This window comes from Paenibacillus sp. GCM10023250, from assembly GCF_042653205.1.
GTDB lineage: Bacteria > Bacillota > Bacilli > Paenibacillales > Paenibacillaceae > Paenibacillus_Z.
This window is the reverse complement of record NZ_JBHSHY010000011.1, coordinates 68,818-89,306: the sequence shown is the minus strand read 5'-3', so window position 1 is coordinate 89,306 and position 20,489 is coordinate 68,818. Positions and strand designations below refer to the sequence as shown.

General features: G+C 67.1%; 16 protein-coding genes and 1 pseudogene. 14 read left to right on the top strand and 3 right to left on the bottom strand.

Annotated features, from left to right (window positions below; genetic code table 11):
* Positions 1 to 11: 11 nt before the first annotated feature.
* The 9 genes from sdaAA to ACFPB1_RS11470 all read left to right on the top strand — a co-directional run bounded on the left by sdaAA (position 12) and on the right by ACFPB1_RS11470 (position 11,648).
* The gene (sdaAA, locus tag ACFPB1_RS11510) at positions 12 to 983 is read left to right on the top strand and encodes an L-serine ammonia-lyase, iron-sulfur-dependent, subunit alpha (RefSeq protein WP_379225225.1); all 972 of its coding nucleotides are present in this window, start codon (positions 12 to 14) and stop codon (positions 981 to 983) included.
* A gap of 58 nt (positions 984 to 1,041) precedes the next feature.
* A complete protein-coding gene (gene lpdA / locus ACFPB1_RS11505) occupies positions 1,042 to 2,454 on the top strand; it encodes a dihydrolipoyl dehydrogenase (protein WP_379225223.1) in 1,413 nt (470 codons plus the stop codon).
* Between the two features lie 5 nt (positions 2,455 to 2,459).
* Positions 2,460 to 3,338: a lipoate--protein ligase family protein gene (locus ACFPB1_RS11500; RefSeq protein ID WP_379225221.1), complete on the top strand. Its 879-nt coding sequence runs from the start codon at positions 2,460 to 2,462 to the stop codon at positions 3,336 to 3,338.
* A gap of 13 nt (positions 3,339 to 3,351) precedes the next feature.
* The gene (locus ACFPB1_RS11495; protein WP_379225219.1) at positions 3,352 to 3,984 is read left to right on the top strand and encodes a hypothetical protein; all 633 of its coding nucleotides are present in this window, start codon (positions 3,352 to 3,354) and stop codon (positions 3,982 to 3,984) included.
* Between the two features lie 400 nt (positions 3,985 to 4,384).
* Positions 4,385 to 6,586, top strand: a complete 2,202-nt coding sequence (locus tag ACFPB1_RS11490) for an AraC family transcriptional regulator (protein WP_379225217.1) — start codon at positions 4,385 to 4,387, stop codon at positions 6,584 to 6,586.
* A gap of 391 nt (positions 6,587 to 6,977) precedes the next feature.
* Positions 6,978 to 7,889: an ABC transporter permease gene (locus ACFPB1_RS11485; protein ID WP_379225335.1), complete on the top strand. Its 912-nt coding sequence runs from the start codon at positions 6,978 to 6,980 to the stop codon at positions 7,887 to 7,889.
* 13 nt (positions 7,890 to 7,902) lie between these two features.
* Positions 7,903 to 8,802: a carbohydrate ABC transporter permease gene (locus ACFPB1_RS11480; RefSeq protein WP_379225215.1), complete on the top strand. Its 900-nt coding sequence runs from the start codon at positions 7,903 to 7,905 to the stop codon at positions 8,800 to 8,802.
* Positions 8,803 to 8,929: 127 nt separating this feature from the next.
* On the top strand, positions 8,930 to 10,597 hold the full coding sequence (locus ACFPB1_RS11475) for an ABC transporter substrate-binding protein (protein WP_379225213.1): 1,668 nt from the start codon (positions 8,930 to 8,932) through the stop codon (positions 10,595 to 10,597).
* Between the two features lie 133 nt (positions 10,598 to 10,730).
* Entirely contained in the window at positions 10,731 to 11,648 is a 918-nt protein-coding gene (locus ACFPB1_RS11470; protein WP_379225211.1) for an AraC family transcriptional regulator, read from the top strand.
* Between the two features lie 329 nt (positions 11,649 to 11,977).
* Here the strand turns inward: ACFPB1_RS11470 and ACFPB1_RS11465 are convergent, their stop codons facing one another.
* Positions 11,978 to 13,171: an MFS transporter gene (locus tag ACFPB1_RS11465; RefSeq protein WP_379225209.1), complete on the bottom strand. Its 1,194-nt coding sequence runs from the start codon at positions 13,169 to 13,171 to the stop codon at positions 11,978 to 11,980.
* 121 nt (positions 13,172 to 13,292) lie between these two features.
* Between ACFPB1_RS11465 and ACFPB1_RS11460 the strand changes: the two genes are divergently transcribed.
* A complete protein-coding gene (locus ACFPB1_RS11460) occupies positions 13,293 to 14,234 on the top strand; it encodes a helix-turn-helix transcriptional regulator (RefSeq protein WP_379225206.1) in 942 nt (313 codons plus the stop codon).
* Positions 14,235 to 14,282: 48 nt separating this feature from the next.
* Here ACFPB1_RS11460 and ACFPB1_RS11455 read toward each other — a convergent pair whose 3' ends face one another.
* Positions 14,283 to 15,188 (bottom strand): DMT family transporter, encoded by a 906-nt coding sequence (locus ACFPB1_RS11455; RefSeq protein ID WP_379225204.1) that lies wholly within the window; start codon positions 15,186 to 15,188, stop codon positions 14,283 to 14,285.
* Between the two features lie 160 nt (positions 15,189 to 15,348).
* A complete protein-coding gene (locus ACFPB1_RS11450; protein WP_379225202.1) occupies positions 15,349 to 15,768 on the bottom strand; it encodes a VOC family protein in 420 nt (139 codons plus the stop codon).
* 98 nt (positions 15,769 to 15,866) lie between these two features.
* Between ACFPB1_RS11450 and ACFPB1_RS11445 the strand changes: the two genes are divergently transcribed.
* The 4 genes and pseudogenes from ACFPB1_RS11445 to ACFPB1_RS11430 all read left to right on the top strand — a co-directional run.
* The gene (locus ACFPB1_RS11445) at positions 15,867 to 16,112 is read left to right on the top strand and encodes an SRPBCC domain-containing protein (protein ID WP_379225200.1); all 246 of its coding nucleotides are present in this window, start codon (positions 15,867 to 15,869) and stop codon (positions 16,110 to 16,112) included.
* A gap of 483 nt (positions 16,113 to 16,595) precedes the next feature.
* On the top strand, positions 16,596 to 17,531 hold the full coding sequence (locus ACFPB1_RS11440) for a DUF4912 domain-containing protein (protein WP_379225198.1): 936 nt from the start codon (positions 16,596 to 16,598) through the stop codon (positions 17,529 to 17,531).
* Between the two features lie 80 nt (positions 17,532 to 17,611).
* Entirely contained in the window at positions 17,612 to 20,224 is a 2,613-nt protein-coding gene (locus tag ACFPB1_RS11435; RefSeq protein WP_379225196.1) for a 1,4-alpha-glucan branching protein domain-containing protein, read from the top strand.
* Positions 20,221 to 20,313: pseudogene (locus ACFPB1_RS11430) on the top strand (sugar phosphate nucleotidyltransferase); the annotation flags it as partial. The gene ACFPB1_RS11435 and the pseudogene ACFPB1_RS11430, both read left to right, overlap by 4 nt.
* Between the last annotated feature and the right edge of the window lie 176 nt (positions 20,314 to 20,489).

Genomic DNA, 20,489 nt, shown 5'->3' with positions numbered 1-20,489 from the left:
GAGCTGTCGAGATGCGATTCCGTACGCTGCAAGAACTGTCGGCGCTGTGCGCGGCGGAAGGCCGCACGATCGGCGGGCTGATGCTCGCGGAGCAGGCGGCCGAAGCCGGCGTGTCCGAGGAGGACGCCTTCCGCCAGATGGCCGGCTATTATCAGGTGATGAAAGAGGCGGTCCGCAAGGGGCTGGATGAAGCCCCCGTCTCGCGAAGCGGACTCGTCGGCGGGGACGGCCGCAAAATGAACGCGTACCTCGAACGCGGCGAGCCGTCCGTCGGGAACTGGGCGGGACTCGCGATGGCGTACGCCCTCGCCGTATCGGAAGTCAACGCGTCGATGGGGCGCATCGTCGCAACCCCGACCGCCGGCTCGTGCGGCATCATCCCCGGCGTCTTCGTCAGCTCGCAGGAACGGTTCGGCTGGCCGGACGAGAAGCTCGTCGAAGGGCTGTTCGCCGCCGGCGCCATCGGCTACGTCATCGCCAACAATTCCTTCGTCTCCGGCGCCGAAGGGGGCTGCCAAGCCGAGGTCGGCTCTGCCATCGGCATGGCCGCGGGGGCGCTGACCGAGCTGCGCGGCGGCAGCGCGGAGCAGGCCGTTCACGCGGTCGGCCTGGCGCTTAAGAACACGCTCGGGCTCGTCTGCGACCCCGTCGCGGGGCTCGTCGAGGTGCCGTGCATCGTTCGCAACGGGCTCGGCGCCGTCAACGCGCTCGCGGCCGCGGATATGGCGCTGGCCGGCGTGCGGAGCGTCATTCCGTCGGACGAGGTGATCGGCGTCATGCTGGAAATCGGTTCGGCCATGCCTGCCGCGCACCGCGAGACGGCGCTCGGCGGACTGGCACAGACGCCGACCGGGCGGGAGATTACGGATCGGCTGCGCGCCGCAAGGCCGAAATCGCAACCGCAGTCGCAACCGAGACCTGAATCGCAACCGCAATCACAACCGAGACCGGAATCGCAATCGGATTCGCAACCGGAATCATAACCGAACTCATTACCGAAACGATGACCGATAACATAACGACAGAGGCGGAGGAAGATTCGTGAACGATTACGACATCGTCATATTAGGCGGCGGTCCCGGCGGCTACGCGGCGGCGATTCGCGCCGCGCAGCTCGGCAAGCGGGTCGCGCTCGTGGAGAAGGAAGGCCTCGGCGGCACCTGCCTGCATAAGGGCTGCATTCCGAGCAAGACGCTGCTGCGCAGCGCGGAGCTGTTCGAGACGATGAAGCGGAGCGAAAGCTTCGGCATCCGGGCGGGCGGCGTCGAGGTCGATTTCGCGGGCGTGCTCGCCCGCAAGAACGCCGTCGTGCGGCAGCTGCATGCCGGCGTCGAATTCCTGATGAAGAAGAACGGCATCGCGGTATATGCCGGAACCGGCACGATCGCGTCCTGCGAGCCGGACGGCGAGCGCGCCGGCATCATCGACATCGCGGCCGGGGCTGTCTCCGACAGCATCGGCTTCGGCCATCTGATCGTGGCGACCGGCTCGCGCCCGCGGCGGCTGCCGGGCTTGCCGGCCGACCCGCGCATCATGACGAGCGACGAAGCGCTCGCGATGACGGAGCTGCCGGAGTCGATGCTGATCGTCGGCGGCGGCGCGATCGGCGTGGAGTGGGCGTCGCTGCTCGCGGACTTCGGCGTGCGGGTGACGATCGTCGAGACCGCGGACCGGCTCGTGCCGGCTGAGGACGCCGACGTCTCGCGTGAGCTGGCGCGGCTGTTCGCCAAGCGCCGGATCAAGGTCGTGACCGGCGCCCGTCTGGCCGACGGCGGAGTGACGGCCGGCGCGGACGGCATTGCGGCGCAGATCGAGCGCGCGGGCAAGACCGAGACGCTTGAAGCCGAGCGGATGCTCGTCTCCGTCGGCCGGGCCGCGAACGTCGAGGGCTTCGGCCTCGAGCGGACCGGCGCGGCCGTCGAGCGCGGATGCATCGCCGTCGATTCGTCCATGCGGACGGCGAATCCGCGCGTGTATGCAATCGGAGACGTCATCGGCGGCCTGCAGCTCGCCCATGTCGCGAGCCACGAAGGCGTGACGGCGGTCGAGCGCATCTGCGGGCTTGACGCCCACGCGCCGGATCCCGCGTCCGTGCCGAAATGCGTCTACGGCCGGCCGGAAATCGCGTCGGTCGGCTTGACGGAGCAGGCGGCGATCGAGGACGGCCGTTCGGTCAAGATCGGCAAGTTCTCGTTCAAGGCGATCGGCAAGGCGCTCGTCTTCGGGGAGACCGACGGGTTCGTCAAGGTCGTGGCGGAGGAAGGCTCGAACGCTATTCTCGGCGTGCACATGATCGGCCCGCACGTGACCGATTATATCGGCGAGGCGGCGCTCGCCCGGCTGCTGGAGGCGACGTCGATGCAGGTCGGCCGGATGGTGCATCCGCACCCGACGCTGTCGGAAATTCTCGGCGAAGCGATGCTGGGCGCGGACGGCCTGGCGCTCGGGATGTGAGCCCCATGTGGCGATTCGTGCACACCGGCGTTAGAAGCGCGGCGGAGAACATGGCGATCGACGAAGCGATACTGACCGCGCATGCCCGCGGGCTCGTCCCGCCGACCTTGCGATTCTACGGCTGGCAGGAGCCGACGCTGTCCGTCGGGCGCTTCCAGCGCGCCGAACGGGACGTCGACTTCGCGGCCATCGAGGCGCGCGGCGTCGCCTTCGTCCGCAGGCCGACCGGCGGCCGGGCTGTCCTGCACGACCGCGAGCTGACATACAGCCTGGTCGTGGCGGAGGACCATCCGGGCATTCCGGCCGGCGTGGCGGAAGCGTGCGCCATGCTGAGCGCAGGCCTGCTGGCGGGCTTTCGCCGGCTCGGACTGGACGCCCGCGCGTTCGGCGCCGGAGGCGGCGCGGGGCTGCCGAACGACGCCGAACGCGCGTCGGCGGGGGCCGGTGCCGGGCCGGCTTCCCCCGGGCAAGCGTCCGCGGCCTGCTTCGACGCTCCGGCCGATTACGAGATCGTCGTCGAAGGCCGGAAAATCGCGGGAAGCGCCCAAATGCGCGCGGACGGCGCACTGCTGCAGCACGGCTCGGTCCCGCTGGAGCTGGATGCCGGGCTGCTGCACGACGTCCTGCGTTTCCCGGACGCGGAACGCAAGCGCCGGATGCGCGCGGCGTTCGAGCGCCATGCCGTGGCGATTAATGCCTGTCTGCGGCGCAAAAGCATGGCTCCCGCAGCCATCCGGGACCTGGAAGAGGCCTTCCTCGCCGGCTTTGCCGAACATCTCGGCGCGGAGCTGGAGCCCGGCGAACTGACCGTGTTCGAGACGGAGCTGGCCGAGCGCCTCGCCGCCGAGAAGTACGGCGCGGATGCGTGGAACCTGCGAAAATAGAGGAGGGATCAGCATGAGGAAACCTGCGCCGCTCACGATCGGCCGGGAAGCACCCGCGAACGGCCGAAGCCGCCGGTTCCGCCGGCTTGCCGTTTTGCTCTTCGTGGCGCATTTCGCCTACGCGGCGCTGCTCGTCTCCGTCGCCTGCGCGCTTATCGCCGGAGGCGGATTGTCACCAGCCGAGACGGGCACGCTGCTGCTGCCGGGTTTCCTGCTCGCGATCGGCGCCTATGTGCCGGACAACATGCTGTCGCGCTCGGCCTGGATCTCGGTGCGGCCGGGGCTTGCCCTGCTCGCGGCCGGCCTGCTCGGCCTGCTCGCTTGGAACGGGGCTGACGCGACGGCGGCCGCGGCCGCGATGCTCGGCGCCGGCTGCGGCTTCGCCGGCGTGACGCTGGGCGCGGCCGGCGAGCTGGCCGCGCCGTCTCAGCCGGAGCCGTCCCCCGCCCGCGTGCCGCTCCCGCGCCCCAGGCTGTACGGAGGCCTTGGCGGCGCCGCGTTCGGGGCCGCGTTCCTCCTGCTCCGGCAGGCGGAGCTGCGGCCGTCGCGCGTGGAGCTCGGCCTGCTGCTGGCGGCCGTGCTCGCGGCGGCGCTGGCGGAAGCGTTCGGCCGCGGGAGAGAAGAAGAAGGCGTCTTCGGCGAATAGTACTTTACCTTCGATCCCCTTGCTCATCCTCTTCATCCGCGCGCGGCGCGCCGCTATGTTCCGGCGGCTGTTCCGCGGCGGGAAACGGCCGGCTGCGAGGAAGCGGCGGCCGCCTCGCCGGATCGGCCCGTTCATTCCTATACGGCACGATGTTGAACCTTTCCTGCAGATCCCTCGTCAAGCAAGCGTCCCATTTACCGTTTGTCATCTATCCGCCCTTAACGAAGGCGCTCGAACGCGACCGGGCCTGGAACGATTGGATAAAAGGACAAAAAGTCGGCCGGAACGACAAAGACGATTCGTCCGGCCGGTTTTATAATGGGATTAAATGTATACGGTTACAATGGCCGCCTCCCGTTAGAGGACAGGGCCTCAAACTCCGTACAAAGGATGATGATCCTTGAACCGTACTTGGCTGCGCAAGACGATCTGGTCCTATCTGCCGATATTCTGCATCATATTTTCCCTCCTCTTCTTCGTCTTCTTTCAGACGCTCGTCGAACAGAACAACCGCAACACGAAGGATTCCAGCGAAGTGTTCCTGAACCAGCTGCTGCAGTCGCTGGACGTCAGCCTGCGCTCGATCGACAATACGCTGATTCGCGAGATGGTGTCCGGCAAGCTGCTGAACGATTTCTTCCTGGCCAGCGGCGAGAACGACGTCTTCCTGAACTATCAGGTCGTGAACCGGATGCTGCAGCTGAAGCAGGCTATGCCGATGATCGATTCGTATTATTTGGTCCGCTACCGGGACGGCATCGTCTTCAGCGGCGTCACGACCCAACTGGACAAATTCTCGGACTACGGTTTCATTCGCAGCCGGATGAGCGGGAACCCGTCGTACACGTCGTCCTGGAGCGCGTTCCGGCCGTTCCGCGAATATCCGAACCAGCGCCCGAAGGATGTCGTGAGCCTCGTCCGCAACGTCTCGCTCAGCAGCGGCACGGACGGGATGATGGTCGTGAACGTCAGCTTGTCCGCGATCAGGAGCATGCTCGGCGAAGCGTTCGACGCGAAGCGGGGCTTCGTCCAGGTGTACGACCGGGACGGCCAGCCGCTGTTCGATCCCGGCGGCGCGCCGGCCGGGGGCAAGGTGCTCGCCGGGCAGACGTCGTCTTACACGGGATGGAAGGCGGAGACCGGGGTGGCGAACGGCACGGCCGTCGCGGTCATGTCCAGCCTCTCGAGCGTATGGCTCATGCTCGGACTGCTCGTCTTCCTGGCCGGCGGCCTCTCGATCGTCTACATTGCCCGGAAGAACTATAAGCCGATCGCGGATCTCGTCTACCGCATCCAGGATCAGTTCGGACCGGGCAAGCCGTCGCTCGGCCGCCTGGCGGTGGATGAGTTCGCGTTCATCGAGACCGCCATCGACAACTTCGCCGAGCAGTCGAGGCGGTTCCGCAAGGAAGCGGAGGAGACGGCGGCGCGCCGGCGGAAATCGCTGTTCCGGGAGCTGCTGCAGACCGAGCACGCGCCGGAGGAGCTGGAGCCGCTCGCCTTGCCGCCGCACGAGCGCATCCAGGCGTTCATCGTCGAGATCGACGAGCCGGAGCGGGCGTTCGGCCGGTATTCCGGACGCGACCGGTCGTTGTTCCAATACGTCGTCGGCAGCGCGGCGCACGAGCTGTTCGCCTCCCGGCATCCGGTCCAGCTCTGGCTGGAATGGACGTCGCCGGTGCGGATGACGGGGATTCTGTTCCTGGAGGCGCCGGCCGGGGATATCGCGCGCGAGACGGCGCCGCATATCGCGTCCTGGGTGCGCGAGCACCTGGCGTTCACGGTGACGATCGGCATCGGCGGCGCGGCCGAGGCCGGCGCGGGCGCGGGGCCGTCGCACCGCCAGGCGCTCGAAGCCTTGACGTTCAAGGCGGTGCTCGGCCATGATCGCGTCATCGTGCACGGCGAGACGGCGCGCGCGGCCGTCAAGGAGACGAATAAGCATCTGCAGGCGATCCACAAGCTGAGCCAGCAGCTGCGCCTGCGGCAGGACGAGTGGCGGACGCGCTTCGAGGACTTCTTCCGGGGCATGCGGGAGTGCTGCCTGCCGCGGGGCGACATCGCCGAGCTGTGCCGGTACTTCCTCGCGCTCATGGATTTGCAGCTGTCGGAGGCGTCGAAGGAATATTACGAGCTGTGGCAGCACGAAGCCGCCGGGCCGCTCGGGCGGGCCGTCGACGAATTCGATACGCTCGACCGGCTCCGGGAACGGTTCGGCGCCGTGCTGGGCGAGTTCGCGGACCGGCTCGACCGGCTCTCCGGCCATCGCCAGCACCGCCAGCTGCTGCAGGATATCCGGGACTACATCGCCGAGCATTATGCCAATCCGGAGCTGTCGCTCGACCACCTCGGCGAGCGGTTCGGCCTCGGGGCCAAATACGTCAGCCAGCTGTTCAAGGAGGAGTTCGGGGAGAACTTCCTGGATTATTTATCCCAATTGCGCATCATGGAAGCGAAGAAGCGGCTGCTCGAGCAGCCGGATTCCATCCAGGAGGTCGGCGAGCGGGTCGGGTACGCCAATGCCGCGACGTTCCGCCGGGTCTTCCGCAAGGTCGAAGGCATCTCGCCCGTCGATTTCCGCAAGCGCAACGCCGCGATCTGAGCGCGGCGGCGGGTTGGGCACGGACGAAGGCCGGCCGCAAGCAGGCGCAGCTGCTCGCGGCCGGCCTTTTTGCCATGCGCGAGGGCAGGGAGGGGTTCGTCCGGCCGCGGCGGGCGTCCATCGGAAAGCTGAGCGGCTTCGGAAAATTGATCGCCCGCGCCCCGGAGCCCAAGCGCGGCGCGGCTTCGGAAAATTGATCGCCTCGCGGATTATCGGCGGTTGTCCGTCTGTCCACGCTCCTTTATCGTGAAAGTCAATCCAGGCCGGGACCTCCGAGTCGAAGGTCCGCACGACAGGCCGAAGCGAAAGGATGTGGGGAAGCAACATGCCGTCGACCACGGGAGTGCTCGAAAGAAAGGACGCCGCGACGACGCCGGCCCGGCGCGGCGCGATGGCGCTCAGGGACCGGGGCAAGCGGGTGAAGCGGCATTGGCAATTGTACCTGCTCGTGCTGCTGCCGCTCGCCTATCTGATTATTTTCAAGTACGTACCGATGTACGGGGCACAGATCGCCTTCCGGGACTTCAGCCCGGTGAAGGGCATACTCGGCAGCGACTGGGCCGGGTTCAAGCATTTCCGGACGTTCTTCGAATCGCCGAACTTCTGGATGCTCATCAAGAACACGCTGGTCATCAGCCTCTATTCGCTGCTCGTTGGGTTTCCCGCGCCGATCCTGCTGGCGCTCGCGTTGAACGAGGTGCGCGGCATGCGCTTCAAGCGGCTCGTGCAGATGGTGACGTTCGCGCCGTACTTCATCTCGACGATCGTCATGGTGTCGATGATCATCCTCTTCCTGTCGCCGCGGCTCGGCTTCGTCGACCATATTCTGAACGCGTTCGGGATGGAATCCGTGAACTTCATGGGCGTGCCGAGCTACTTCAGCAGCATCTTCGTCTGGTCGAACGTCTGGCAGGGCATCGGGTACGGGGCCGTCATCTACCTCGCGGCGCTCTCCGGCATCAACGTCGACCTGTACGAAGCGGCGAGGGTGGACGGGGCGTCACGCATCCGCAAGGTATGGCACATCGACCTGCCGGGCATCATGCCGGCCGCGACGGTGCTGCTCATCCTGAACGTCGGCCAGATCATGAACGTCGGCTTCGAGAAGATCTACCTCATGCAAAACCCGCTCAACACGAGCACTTCGGAGGTCATCTCGACGTATGTGTACAAGATCGGCCTGCTCGGGGCGAACTTCAGCTTCTCGGCTGCCGTCGACCTGTTCAACTCGGTCATCAATCTCATTCTGCTGCTGACCGTCAACTACGCCGCGCGGCGCTTGTCCGAAAGCAGCCTATGGTAAAGGAGGATCGGCCATGACGCGATCGAACGCCATCCGGGAATCGTTCGGCGACAAGCTGTTCCTGACGCTGGTCTACGCGTTCCTGATCTTGATCTTGCTCATCGTGCTCTATCCGCTCGTGTATATTTTGAGCTCGTCCTTCAGCTCGCCGCAGGCGGTCATCAGCGGCCGGGTGTGGCTGCTGCCCGTCGACTTCAGCCTGGCGGGGTACCGGGCGATATTCTCCAATCCCCAGATCATGACGGGCTACGGCAACTCGCTCTTCTACACCGTCTTCGGCGTGCTGATCAACGTCAGCCTGACGGTCATGATGGCGTATCCGCTGTCGCGCTCGACGTTCTACGGCCGCCACCTTCTGATGGGTGTTCTGGTGCTGACGATGATGTTCAGCGGCGGCCTCATTCCGTACTACCTGACGGTCAAAAACCTTCATCTGCTCGACACGCGGTGGTCGATGCTGCTGCCGAGCGCGATGGCCGTCTGGCAGGTTATCATCGCCCGCACGTTCTTCCAGTCCAGCATTCCGAAGGAGCTCGGCGAGGCGGCGGAGCTGGACGGCTGCAGCGATCTGGGCTTTCTCTGGCGCGTCGTGCTGCCGCTGTCCAAGCCGATTCTGGCGGTGCTCGTGCTGATGTACGCGGTCAGCCAGTGGAACGCCTACTTCGAGGCGCTCATCTTCCTCAAGTCGCCGGACCTGTTCCCGCTGCAGATCGTGCTGCGGAACATCCTCATCCTGAACTCGATCGACTCCAGCATGATGGTGGACGCGAACAAGATGGCGGCGATGCAGGGGCTGCGCGATCTGCTGAAGTTCTCGCTCATCGTCGTGGCCACCGTGCCGGTGTTGGCGATCTATCCGTTCGTGCAGAAGTATTTCGTGCAGGGCATCATGATCGGTTCGCTGAAAGGATAAGGCACAAGGAGGCTAAGGAGCCCGGCTGATCAAGGGGGTGAGGCTGCCGATCGGGGGCGAGGGGCACGGCCGGCGTGCCGGTGGCAAGGCAAGGTATCGCACGACTATGACCAAGGAGGCGTCTGTCTTGAAAACAAAGAAGAGAAGCGCGCAATGGTTCAGTTTGTTCCTGGCGGCTGTACTGCTCCTGACCGCATGCGGCAACGACGGCGGCGACAACGGCGGCGGAGCGGCGAACGGCGGCAATGCCGGGGAAGGCGGGGGCAAAGCCGTCACGCTCGATACGTTCATCAGCGTGTCCCCGCGCATCGAGGACATCTATACGAACGACGTTACGAAGACCGTGGAGAGCAAGCTGAACATCAAATTCAAATTCGACGCGACCCCGAGCGCCAATGCCGCGGACAAGAAGAAGCTCATCATGGCGAGCGGCGACTATCCGGCGATCTTCCTCTCGGGCGACTTCACCCAGGCCGAGCAGATCTCGTACGGCAAGCAGGGCATTCTGCGGCCGCTGAACGACCTGATCGACCAATACGGCAACGAAATCAAGCGCGCCTTCGCGGAGGACAAAGACCTGCAGGCGGCCATCACGGCGCCCGATGGCAACATTTATGCGCTGCCGCACATCAACGACTGCTTCCACTGCTGGTACTCGCAGAAGCTGTGGATCAACCAGACGTGGCTGGATAAGCTGGGGCTGAAAATGCCGACGACGACGGAGGAATATTACGAGGTGCTGAAGGCGTTCAAGACGCAGGACCCGAACGGCAACGGCAAGGCCGACGAGATTCCGCTGTCCGGCGCGTTCAACTCGTGGCACGGGATTCCGTCGAACTTCCTGATGAACTCGTTCATCTACGACAACGACGAGGATTTCTTCTTCATGAAGGACGGCCAGGTGCAGCTGGCCGCGAACCAGCCGGAATGGCGCCAAGGCCTGACGTACATCAACAAGCTGTTCAGCGAAGGGCTGATCGACAAGGAGTCGTTCACGCAGAACGCCGATCAGATGGCGCAGGTCGGCAACAAGGAAGGCGACAACGTCAGCGGCAGCGTGACCGCGGGGCATATCGGCATGTACTTCAGCCTGGTCGAAGGGCAGAACCGCCATAAGGAATACGTCACGGTCGCGCCGCTCAAGGGACCGGGCGGCGCCGCGTACGCCGGGTATTACAAGGCCTACGGCAACGGCCAGTTCGCCATCACGAACAAGGCGACGGAGGAGCAGGCCATCGCGGCGATCAAGATGGCGGATTACATGTATTCCGAGGAATTCGCGATCATGAACGAATACGGCCTCGAAGGCAAGTATTGGACGAAGGCGCAGCCGGGCGAGAAGGACGTGCACGGCAACCAGGCCAAATATACGTTGAAGCCGGAATATTGGAACCTGAGCACGACGTTCAACGACACCTGGGATCAGATGGGCATCACGCGGCGGACGCGCGCGATCCGCGAATCGTGGACGGCCCCGGCGGACATGATGTCGCAGCAGGGCTACGAATTCCGGCTGTTCACGGAGACGGCCAAGAATTACGAGAACCGCCAGCCGGAAGAGACGTTCCCGCTTACGATCTTCATGGACGAGAACGACGCCAACGAAGCGATCATGCTGCGCACGCAGATCAACGAGTACGTCCGCTCCAACATGGCGCAGTTCGTGACGGGCTCCAAGAAGCTGACCGACTCGGAGTGGGACGGCTACGTGAAAGGCTTCGACGGCTTGAATCTGAAGAAGTATCTCGAAATCTATCAGAAGGCGTACGATACGCAGAAGCAAAAGCAGCAATAGACGGCCGCACGGCGAACCGTCCGCGCGGCAGGGATCGCTTGTCCCGCCCGCGCGGGCGGTTTTATAATGAAACGAATCGCAGCCGGCACAGCCCGGAAGCGGGACCGGATTCCGCTCGAGGAGGAGTCAACGGATGAGCGCTGCCACCCGCGGCAACGAGACTGCAGGAATCGATCCATCCCCCCTTCACCCGTACTTGCTGTTCGCGAGGCGGTACGCGTACTGCCCGCAAGAGACGACGCCGGACCGGGCCGCGTATACGAACGCCGTCATCATCGTGGAGGCCGGCGAGGGACGGCTGCGCCTGGACGGGCGGGAATACGCGCTGAAGCCGGGCGCCCTCGTCTATATTCCGGCCGGCCGGGTTCATCGCTGGCGGGCAGACGGGGCCGACCCTATGATCCACCGGGAGGCGTATTTCGACTGGCGGCCGCGGCGCCGCCCGTTCGTCGGCGAGGGTGAGTTTTTCCATTACGCCGCCGGGGCGGGCGGGCCGGTGATGGCGTACATGGACGAGCAGCCCGATTTTCGGATCGAGCCCGTGACCGCGGCCGCCGACGTGGAATTTTGGCTGTCGTACCATGACCGGTTCCTCGAGGCGCCGGGCAAGCGAGGCGGGGACGCCGCCGGGGAAGCCGTTGGGGAAGCGATCCGGTGGCGCGGCGAGTTCCAGGTGTTTCTGTCGCTGTTCCTGTCGGCGGCGTACCGGGATGCCGGCAGCGGCGGCGATCCCCGCATCCGGGAGCTGCTGCGGCTGGTCGCGAGCCGGCAGGAGCTCGAGGAGCGCGAACTGCTGCGGTACGCGGCGGAGGCCGGCCTGAAGCGCAGCCGGTTCTATGCCTTGTTCCGCGAAGAGACGGGCCTCTCGCCCAAGCATTACATGCTGCAGCGCAAGCTGCAGCGGATCAAGTGCGATCTGCGCCAGTCGGACGCGTCGATCACGCAGATCGCGGAGAAATACGGGTACTCCAGCATTCACGTGCTGTCCAAAAACTTCCGCAAGCATATCGGCGTGACGCCGTCGGAATACCGGCGGCAGAGCCGGCTGTAGCGGCTGGGCCGCGCGGAGGGAAAAATAGCGGCGGTAGGGGGCCGGGCATGCCGGGTTCTCGCGGAGAGAAGATGAGGTGACGGTACGGGGCCGGGCATGCCGGGTTCTCGCGGAGGGAAGATGAAGTGAAGGTGCGGGGCCGGGCATGCCGGGTTTTCGCGGCGAAGCCCCGGGCAAGGTTGTACTTGCCCGGGGCTTTCGGCGTGCCGCGGAGCGGCGAGCCGGCTGCAGGCTGCGGCGAGCCGGCGATATGGCGTGATATAGCGTGCCGCCGTGAGCCGGGCGGCCGCGCGCCGGGCCGCCGCGAGCTTGGCCGCCGCGCGGCCGGGTTACGGCTTGGCGGGCGCCCCGCCGCCGCGCGCCGGCGCCCGCTCCGCCAGCACGCCGCCGGCGAGGAACGCGCCGAGCGAGAGCAGCAGGCAGACGGCCGAGAAGAGGCCGATCGCCGCGTAGCCGCCGAGCTGCGCGTAGAGCAGGCCCGCGGTCCAGGCGCCGATCGTGTTGGCGCCGTTCATGGTCGCGTTGGCCAGGCTGGAGATCGTGCCCCGGATGGAAGCGTTCAGCGACGTCAGCGCCTCCATGACGACGGGGAAGACCGTGCCGAGCAGCGCGAAGAGGAGCAGGTAGAGCGCCGTCGCGGCCGGCAGGCTGCCGAGATGCGGCCCGATAACGTACAGCGCGGCGATCAGCGTCATCCCCGCCGCCGCGGCGTTCGCGCGGCCCAGATTCCGGGCCGGATACGCGCCGAGCAGGCTGCCGAGCAGCGTGCCGAGCCCGAGGAACATCATGACCGTGCCGATCTGGCCAACCGGCAGCGCGAAGCGGTCGGCCATCCACTTGCCGGCGAAGGCCAGCGACGCGCCGCTGCCGAGATGGAGCAGCAGGTAAGCGAGAAAGCCGGCTCTCGCCCGGCTGCTCGCGGCAAGCGGGGCGTACCGGCGCAGGATCGCGCCCCGTCCGCCCGCAGGTGCGGCCGCCGGCTTCACGTCCGGCATGAGGCGGTAGACGGCCGCCGCGAGCAGCAGCGAGGCGGCGCCGATCGTCCAGAAGGGGACGGACCAATGGGCGGCCTCGAGCCAGCTGCCGATCGGCACGCCGAACGCCTGGGAGGCGGCGAGGCCCGAGAAGGCGACGCCCATCGCCTTCGGGACGCGGGCCGCCGGCACGACGGCCGGGATCGACGCCCATACCTGCGGCGCCGTGAACGCGGCGCTGACACCGGCCAGGAAGCGGAGCAGGCACATCGTCCGGAAGCCGTTCGCGAAGCCGCACAGCGCGGTCGTCATGGAGAAGCCGAGCAGGCCGCACAGCATGACGGTCCGGCGGTTCCAGCCGTCGGACAGCGGCCCCGCGATCAGGGCGAAGAGGGCGGAGCCGAGCGTGTAGGCGCCGATCATCCAGCCGGCATGGCCCGTCGAGACGCCGAATTCGGCCTGCAGCGTCGGAATCAAGGGCGAGATGAGGAAGGTATCGGTGCCGATCATGAACAGGACGAGGAAGAAGAGGGCGGTGAATTTGCCCATCGTCGATCACTCCTAACGGGTTGAAGTTGCTTGCGCGCCTAGCGTAACGCATAATGGTGACGGAAACTGTCATGAATGTCTGATAAACTGCAGGCATAATCGAAATCAAGGAGGCGGCCGCATGCCGAAGTCCAAACGGCTGATGGAACTGATGATGACCGTGAACCGGAAACGGCGCTTCAAGGTGCGGGAGCTGGCCGACGAATTCGGCGTGTCGACCCGCACCATCCTGCGGGATCTGCAGGAGCTGAGCGAGCTCGGGGTGCCGCTCTATTCGGAGGTCGGCCCGCACGGCGGCTACCAGGTCGTGCGGGAGCGGGTACTGCCGCCGATCGCGTTCACGGAGGAGGAAGCCGCGGCGATGTTCTTCGCCGTGCACGCGCTGCGCCATTACGCCTCGCTGCCGTTCGAGACGGAATCCGCCTCCGCGCTCCGCAAATTCTACCTGCATATGCCCGGAGACGTCCGGGAGCGGATCGACCGGATGAAGGACCGCGTGGACTTCGTGACGCCGGCGCGCCGGGGCGAGACGCCGCATCTGGCGCTGCTGCTCGATGCCGCCGTCCACCGGAAGGTGCTCGCGATCGAATACGCGCCGAAGGATGCGGACACGGAGCGCCGGCGCGTTCAGCCGGTGTGCCTGTACGCGAACAACGGCTTCTGGTACTGCACGGCGTACTGCTTCGAGCGCCAGGGCTACCGCGTGTTCCGCTGCGACCGGATCCGCGCCGCGGCGCCCGATCCGGACACGGAGCCGCTCGAGCTTGGCGACGTGCGCGACAGCCGCAAGGCTGCTTCCGCGCCGGCGGCGCCCGTCCGCCTGCGCGCCGCGCTGACGCGCGCGGGCGTCCAGCGCTGCGAGAGCGAGCTGTGGCTCGCGCCGCTTCTGGACGTGCGCGAGGACGGCAGCGGAACGATCGACGCGGACGTGCCGGGCGGCGATATAGGCTTCTTCGCGGACTTCTTCATTGCGCTCGGCGCCGAGGCCGAGCTGCATGGGCCGGCGGAGCTGAAGGACGCAATCCGGCGGAAGCTGACCGAGCTGCTGGCGCGCTATTCGTAATCGTCCGGGCGGAGAGCCGGCCGTCGCGAGCCGGCGGAGCGGCGGGGTTCAGGACGCGGGACCGCGGCGGTCTGCGGGGAGCGGGGCGGCGGCCGTCCACACGCCCGACAGGACGAGAAGCGCGCCGACGGCCTGCGCCGCGGTCACCGGCATGCCGTCCGCCAGCGAGACGGCCATCGTCACGACCGGAACCGCGTTGAAGAAGACGGATGTCGGACCGGCTCCGATTTCCGCCATGCCCTTGTTCCACCATGAGTAGCCGAGCACGCTCGTGAAGAAGGCCATGAAGGCGATGGCGCCCCAGGAACCGGGCGGCACGCGCTCGAGCGGCGCGGGGCTCGGGGCGAACTGCGCCGCGGCGATCAGGCAGAGCGCCCCGGCGAGCGTCGAATACGCCGTCGTCGACAGCGAGCTGCCGCCCCGGACGAGCCGCCGCCCCAACACGCCGTAGCTGGTCCAGCAGAGGTTGGCGGCGAAGAGCAGGAGGTCGCCCGCGGAGAACGACAACGTCCGGAACGCGCCCGGCGAGCCGTGCAGGACGACGATCGCGACGCCGGTCAGCGCCGCGCCGAGTCCGGCGGCCTGCCTCGGCGACATGCGGTCCTTTAGAATGAACCGCCCCGCGACCGACGTCAGCAGCGGATTAAGCGCCATGATCAGCGCGCCGTTGACCGGCGACGTGTAGCGAAGGCCCCAGAAGAACAGAGCGCTGAAGCCGAAGATGCCGACGATGCCGAGCACGGCGTAAGCGAGGGCGTTCCGTCTGACGGGAGCGAAGCGGATGCCTTCCGTGGCGTGGAGCAAAACGAGCAGCGCCGGAGCGGCCAGGCCGAACCGCCATGCCGCGGCGGCGAGCGGCGAGAAATAACCGGCCGTGTATTTGGCCAAATCGAACGATGCGCCGGTGAAGACGGAAAAGCCGGCGAGCATCGCGTATAGCTTCAGTCGTTTCATGCGTCGGTGTTCCCCTTCCGGACGGCCGGGCGGGCGAGGCCTGACCGTCGTTGCATTTAAAAAGCCGGATTGCTCCGGCTTCGGCCGCGCGAACGGCCGCGTGCCCGGCCCTGAAGGCCGTGCGCTCGCGCCTTTCCGCCCGTAACTCTTGCCCTGTGGCTTACCGGCTGGTGAAGATTTGAAACGTCACGCCGAACCGGTCCGTTACCACGCCGTAGGACGGGCTGAAATGGATCTTCCCAAGCGGCATGACGATCCGGCCGCCTTCGGCAAGCGCGTCGAAGAACCGGCGCGACGTTTCGGCGTCGGGCACCGTGAGGCAGACTTGGACGCGTCCGCCGTCCGGTCCGGCAGTGCCGGGGAACGCGTCCGCGACGAACAGGTCGGCGCCGCCGAGCTTCAGGACGGCGTGCGCGACGCGGTCCTTCGCGGCGTCCGGGACGGGGTGGCCGGGATCGGCCGGTCCCTCGCCGAACGTTTGGGTAAAGGCGATCTCCGCGTTCAAGGCGCGCGCGTAGAACGCGATCGCGGCCTTCGCCTCGCCGCCCAGCAGAATGAACGGAGTAGCTTGATAGGTCATGCTGAACCATCTCCTTCGCATGTCGTGAATGGTCCCCAGCCGCTTGGCCGGGGCTCGAGGTCGAGTATAAACCGCAATCGTGACAAGGTTTGTCATAGATGATCGGGTTCGGGATAAAAAGTGGACAGAGCGTCCGTCCGCCGTTCGAAGAGGACTGGCCGCTCGAGATCCTTAACGACGTCACGTTCGCCGAAGCGGGCGCCCGCACGACGATTCTGCTCAAGAGCAGCCCCCTGAACGCGACGCCGGAAGAGGAGCGGGTGTTCCGGAGCGGCTTCGCGTCGATGGAGGAAGGCTACGGCGGCACGTTCGACCAGCTGGCGGCTTATTTGGCCGAAGCGTAACCGTCTGCCGCCTGCTGCCTACCGCTAGTCGCCGGCGATCGGAACTTTAAACTTTTAAGGAAAATGCGTATCACTTGCATGCGTTTGGGAACCCGCAGCCGCGCCAGGCTGCGGTTTTTCGCGTTTTCCCGCGAGTTCGCCCGTCGAAACCCGCGCGGAAACGGCTATGGTTCGACAACGGCGCGAACGCGGGGCGTGGGTCGGCCGCCTCAGGCGCGAGACCGGGGGCTGTGACTGCCGGCCGAAACCGCTTGCCCGCGCCGCGGCGCAAACAGTTCCGGCGGGCAGCGCGTCCGAATCCGAGCTGTAGTTTGGGGGGAAGGACGCGTGGACATTCAGGCGGGTGGGACGTTGTCCCCAATTTATTTTCGTGTCAGGTTTCGAGTAAATTATCGCCAAGTTCTCTATATAATGCGGAGGTACGTGGTTGGACTACGGCGCGAAGCCGTGAACGGCCGCGATTCGAAGGGAGGAGGCCGGCTTATGTTGGACGAGATCCGAAGGTTGAAAGAAGAAGGTCTGACGCACAAAGCGATCGCGGATAGGCTGGGCCTCAGCATCGGGAAAGTGCAATACCGTCTGGGCAAGCTCGGAAGGCCCAGGAAAGCGGACGGCGGGGACGAAGGCGAAGCGGCGGGACGGCCCGGCGCGCCGATCGACGCCGAACCGGCCGGCGGCGGGGCGCTTGAACAAGCGCTCACGGAGGCGGCCGGTTCGGCAAGCGAGGCTGCGGCGGCGTCCGCGCAGGCGCAGGAAGCCGGCGAGGCGGCGGGACAAGCGTCTGCGGAGGCAGCCTCTGCGGCGGGCGAAATCGATGCGCCGTCCGCGGAGGCGCCGGCAGCCGGCGAAGCTGCGGGACAAGCGCCCGCGGAGGCGGCCCATGCGGCAAGCGAGGCCGCTGCGCCGTCCGCGCAGGCGCTGGGCGATGGCGAGTCCGCTTGGCGGGCCGCCATGGAAGCGGCTTATGCCGAAGGCGCTGCCGCGACCGCTGCGGAGACACCGGCAGACGGCGGGACCGCGTGGCTTGACGCCGCCGGCGATAGCCTCGGCCCGGACCGTGCTGAGGACGACGTGCTCGTCCTGCTGCCGCGGGATCCCGGTACGCTGTACGTCTACTGGACGCTCACGGAGCTCCGCATCCGGATGATCGAGGAGCATTTCCACTGCGCGTGGGACGAGCTGCCCAAGCTGCTGCGGATTTACGACGTGACCTATATATCGTTCGACGGGGACAACGCGAATCGCTATCGCGACGTTCGGATCGACGGGCGCGCGGACAATTGGTTCGTGCACGGACTTTCCGCCGGAACCGTCTTCTGCGCCGATCTCGGCACGACGGCCTTGGACGGCCGGTTCGTGGCCGTGCTTCGTTCCAACACGGCGGAGACGCCGGCCCTGCACGAGCGGCTTCGGCCTTGACAGGCCCTTACGCGGACGCCGCGGAAGGGCGATCGATCGCATCACAACTTAACGACTCGACCATGGAAAGGAAGGCGCTTGTGGATAAAGGATTTCTCTCGATCGTTCTTCACGCCCATTTGCCGTTCGCCCCGCAGGCGCAGCCCGAGGGCAGCCCGGAGGAGCGCCGGCTGTTCGAAGCGGCGACGGACGTCATGCTCCCGCTGCTGGATGTCTTGGACGGGCTTGCCCGGGACCGCGTCCCGGCGCGGCTCGCGCTGTCGCTGTCGCCGGCGCTGCTGTCCATGCTGTCCGATCCGCCGCTGCAGGCGCGGTACCGGGGCTATCTCGACCGCTTGATTCGAATCGCGGAGCCAGATACGCGCGTCCGCGCGGAAGCGGACAAGCTCCGCCAAGCCCGGACGCGCTTGACCGATATATACGGCGGCAATCTCGTCGCCGGCTTCAAGGCGCTGGCGGACGCGGGCCGGCTGGAGCTGCTGACGTCCGCCGCGACCCATGCCTTCCTCCCCTACCTTCGCACGGAGCAGGCGCTTCGCGCGCAGATCGGCGCCGCCGTCCGGGCGCACGCCGCGCTGCTCGGCACGGCGCCGGCCGGCATCTGGCTGCCGGGCGGCGGCTACGCGGACGGGATCGACCGCGTGCTGCGGGAATGCGGACTCGGCTATTGCATCGTCGAGGCCCATTCATTCCGGTACGCCGATCCGCAGCCGTCCGGCGGCCTTCATGCGCCGGTCCGGACGCTTGGCGGGATGCTTGCATTCGCGCGGGATCCCGAGACGGACCGCGAAGACTTCCCGGCCGCATGGGCCGGACGGGCGGAGGCGGCGCGGCCGGGGAACGGCAAGGCGCCGGTCGTTACCGCCTGCTTCGACCTCCTGTCCGCGTCGTGGCGGCGTGGAGGCGCGGCGCGGCTCGACCGGCTGTGCCGGACGCTCGCCGAAGCGGACAGCCCGCTCGCGCCGACGTCGCCCGGCGCGTATCTGCAGGCGCAGGCCGGCACGCGCTGCGAGGAGTGCCGTCCGTCGTTCGCGAGCGCCGGAAGCGGCGGCTATGGCGACGCGTGGCTGAACGGCGCCAATCAATGGATCTACCGCCGGCTGCACGAGATGGAAGCGCAGATGATCGAGCTGGCCGACCGGCACCCGGATGCGCGGGGACTCGTCCGCCGGGCGCTCGATCAAGCCGCGCGCGAGCTGCTGCTCGCCCAGGACGGCGACCTCGCGCTGCGCATGGGCGACGCCGGCGCGAAGGACGAAGCCGAGCGCCGGTTCGGCACCCATGCCGCGCGCTTCCGCGCGCTCCGCTGCATGCTGCGCGGCGGCATCCTCGACGAGCGCTGGCTGGCCCGCGTCGAGCGGCGCGACGCGGCGTTCCCCGCGCTCGATTATCGGCTGTACGGGACCGGCGCCGAAGTCCGGGACCTCGGCGATCGGGTACAGGCGCCGGCGGGACGCGCGCTCCGGGTTCTGATGCTTGCTTGGGAATACCCGCCGTTCGTCGTCGGCGGCTTGTCGCGGCACGTGCACGATCTGAGCCGCAAGCTTGCCGAGGAGGGGACTGAGGTTCATGTCGTCACCTGCCGCGTGGACGGCCGCCCGGCCTACGAACGGGACGGCGGCGTCCACGTGCACCGGCTGCGGACGTACCAGCACGATGGGCAGCCGTTCATGGATTGGATCTTCCAACTCAATCTCGCCATGGCCGATTACGCCGCCGCCCTGATCGGGGAGGGCGCTGCGTTCGACCTGGTCCACGCCCATGACTGGCTCGTGCATCAGGCGGCCAAGACGTTGAAGCACCGCTTCGGCCTGCCGCTCGTCGCGACGATCCATGCGACCGAGCACGGGCGGAACCAAGGCATCCGCACGTGGCTGCAGCGCACGATTCATCACCGGGAGTGGGAGCTGTGCTACGAGGCGTGGCGGGTCATCGTGTGCAGCCAGGCTATGGAGCGGGAGCTGCGGGAGCTGTTCGCCGTGCCCGCGGACAAGCTCGACGTCATCCCGAACGGAGTCGAGCCGGCACTGAGCCAAGCCGCGGACGACGGCGCCGCCGACCGCGCCGCCCTCGCCCTGCCGCACGAGAAAATCGTCTTCTTCGTCGGGCGCCTCGTGCGCGAGAAGGGCGTGCACGTCCTGCTCGAGAGCGCGCCGGAGGTGCTGGCAGCCTGCCCGGAGGCGAAATTCGTCATCGCGGGCAAGGGACCGATGCTGGTCGAACTGCGCGCCCGTGCGGCCGAGCTCGGCATCGGGGACAAAGTCCACTTCGCCGGCTTCATCGACGATGCGGCGCGCAGCCGGCTGCTCCGCGCGGCGTACGCGGCGGCGTTTCCAAGCCTGTACGAGCCGTTCGGCATTGTGGCGCTGGAGGCGATGGCGGCGCGGGTGCCGGTCGTCGTATCCGGCACTGGCGGCCTGGCGGAGATCGTCGCGGACGGCGAGGACGGCTACACGGCGCTGCCCGGGGATGCGCATTCGCTGGCGTCCCGGCTGATCCTGCTGCTGCGGGACGAGCGCAGCGCCGCGGCGATGGCGGAGCGCGCACTGCGCAAGACGGCATCCGTCTACGGCTGGGGCGGGATCGCCGAACGGACGGCGTCCGTGTACCGCCGCGTGCTGCGGGAGCAATCGCAGCTCTACTACAGCCGGGAAGCGGCTGCCGCAATCGAACCAGTGGAGGGATCGCGCTGAAAGCAGTCATCTTGGCGGGCGGCAAAGGCAACTGTCTCCGCCCGCTCGCGAGCAACGCGCCGAAGCCGATGGTGCCGCTGCCGGACCGGGTGTACGCGAACGCGGAATCGCAGCAGGCGCAGGCGGCGAAGGAGCCGGCGGCGGCGTACGCGGATCCAATCCGGCATTACCGCAACGGCTAGAGCGGTCGTCGGCCGCCGCAAGCGGCAAGCCGCAAGCGGCAAGCCGCAAGCGGCAAGCCGCAAGCGGCAAGCGTCCGGCGCCT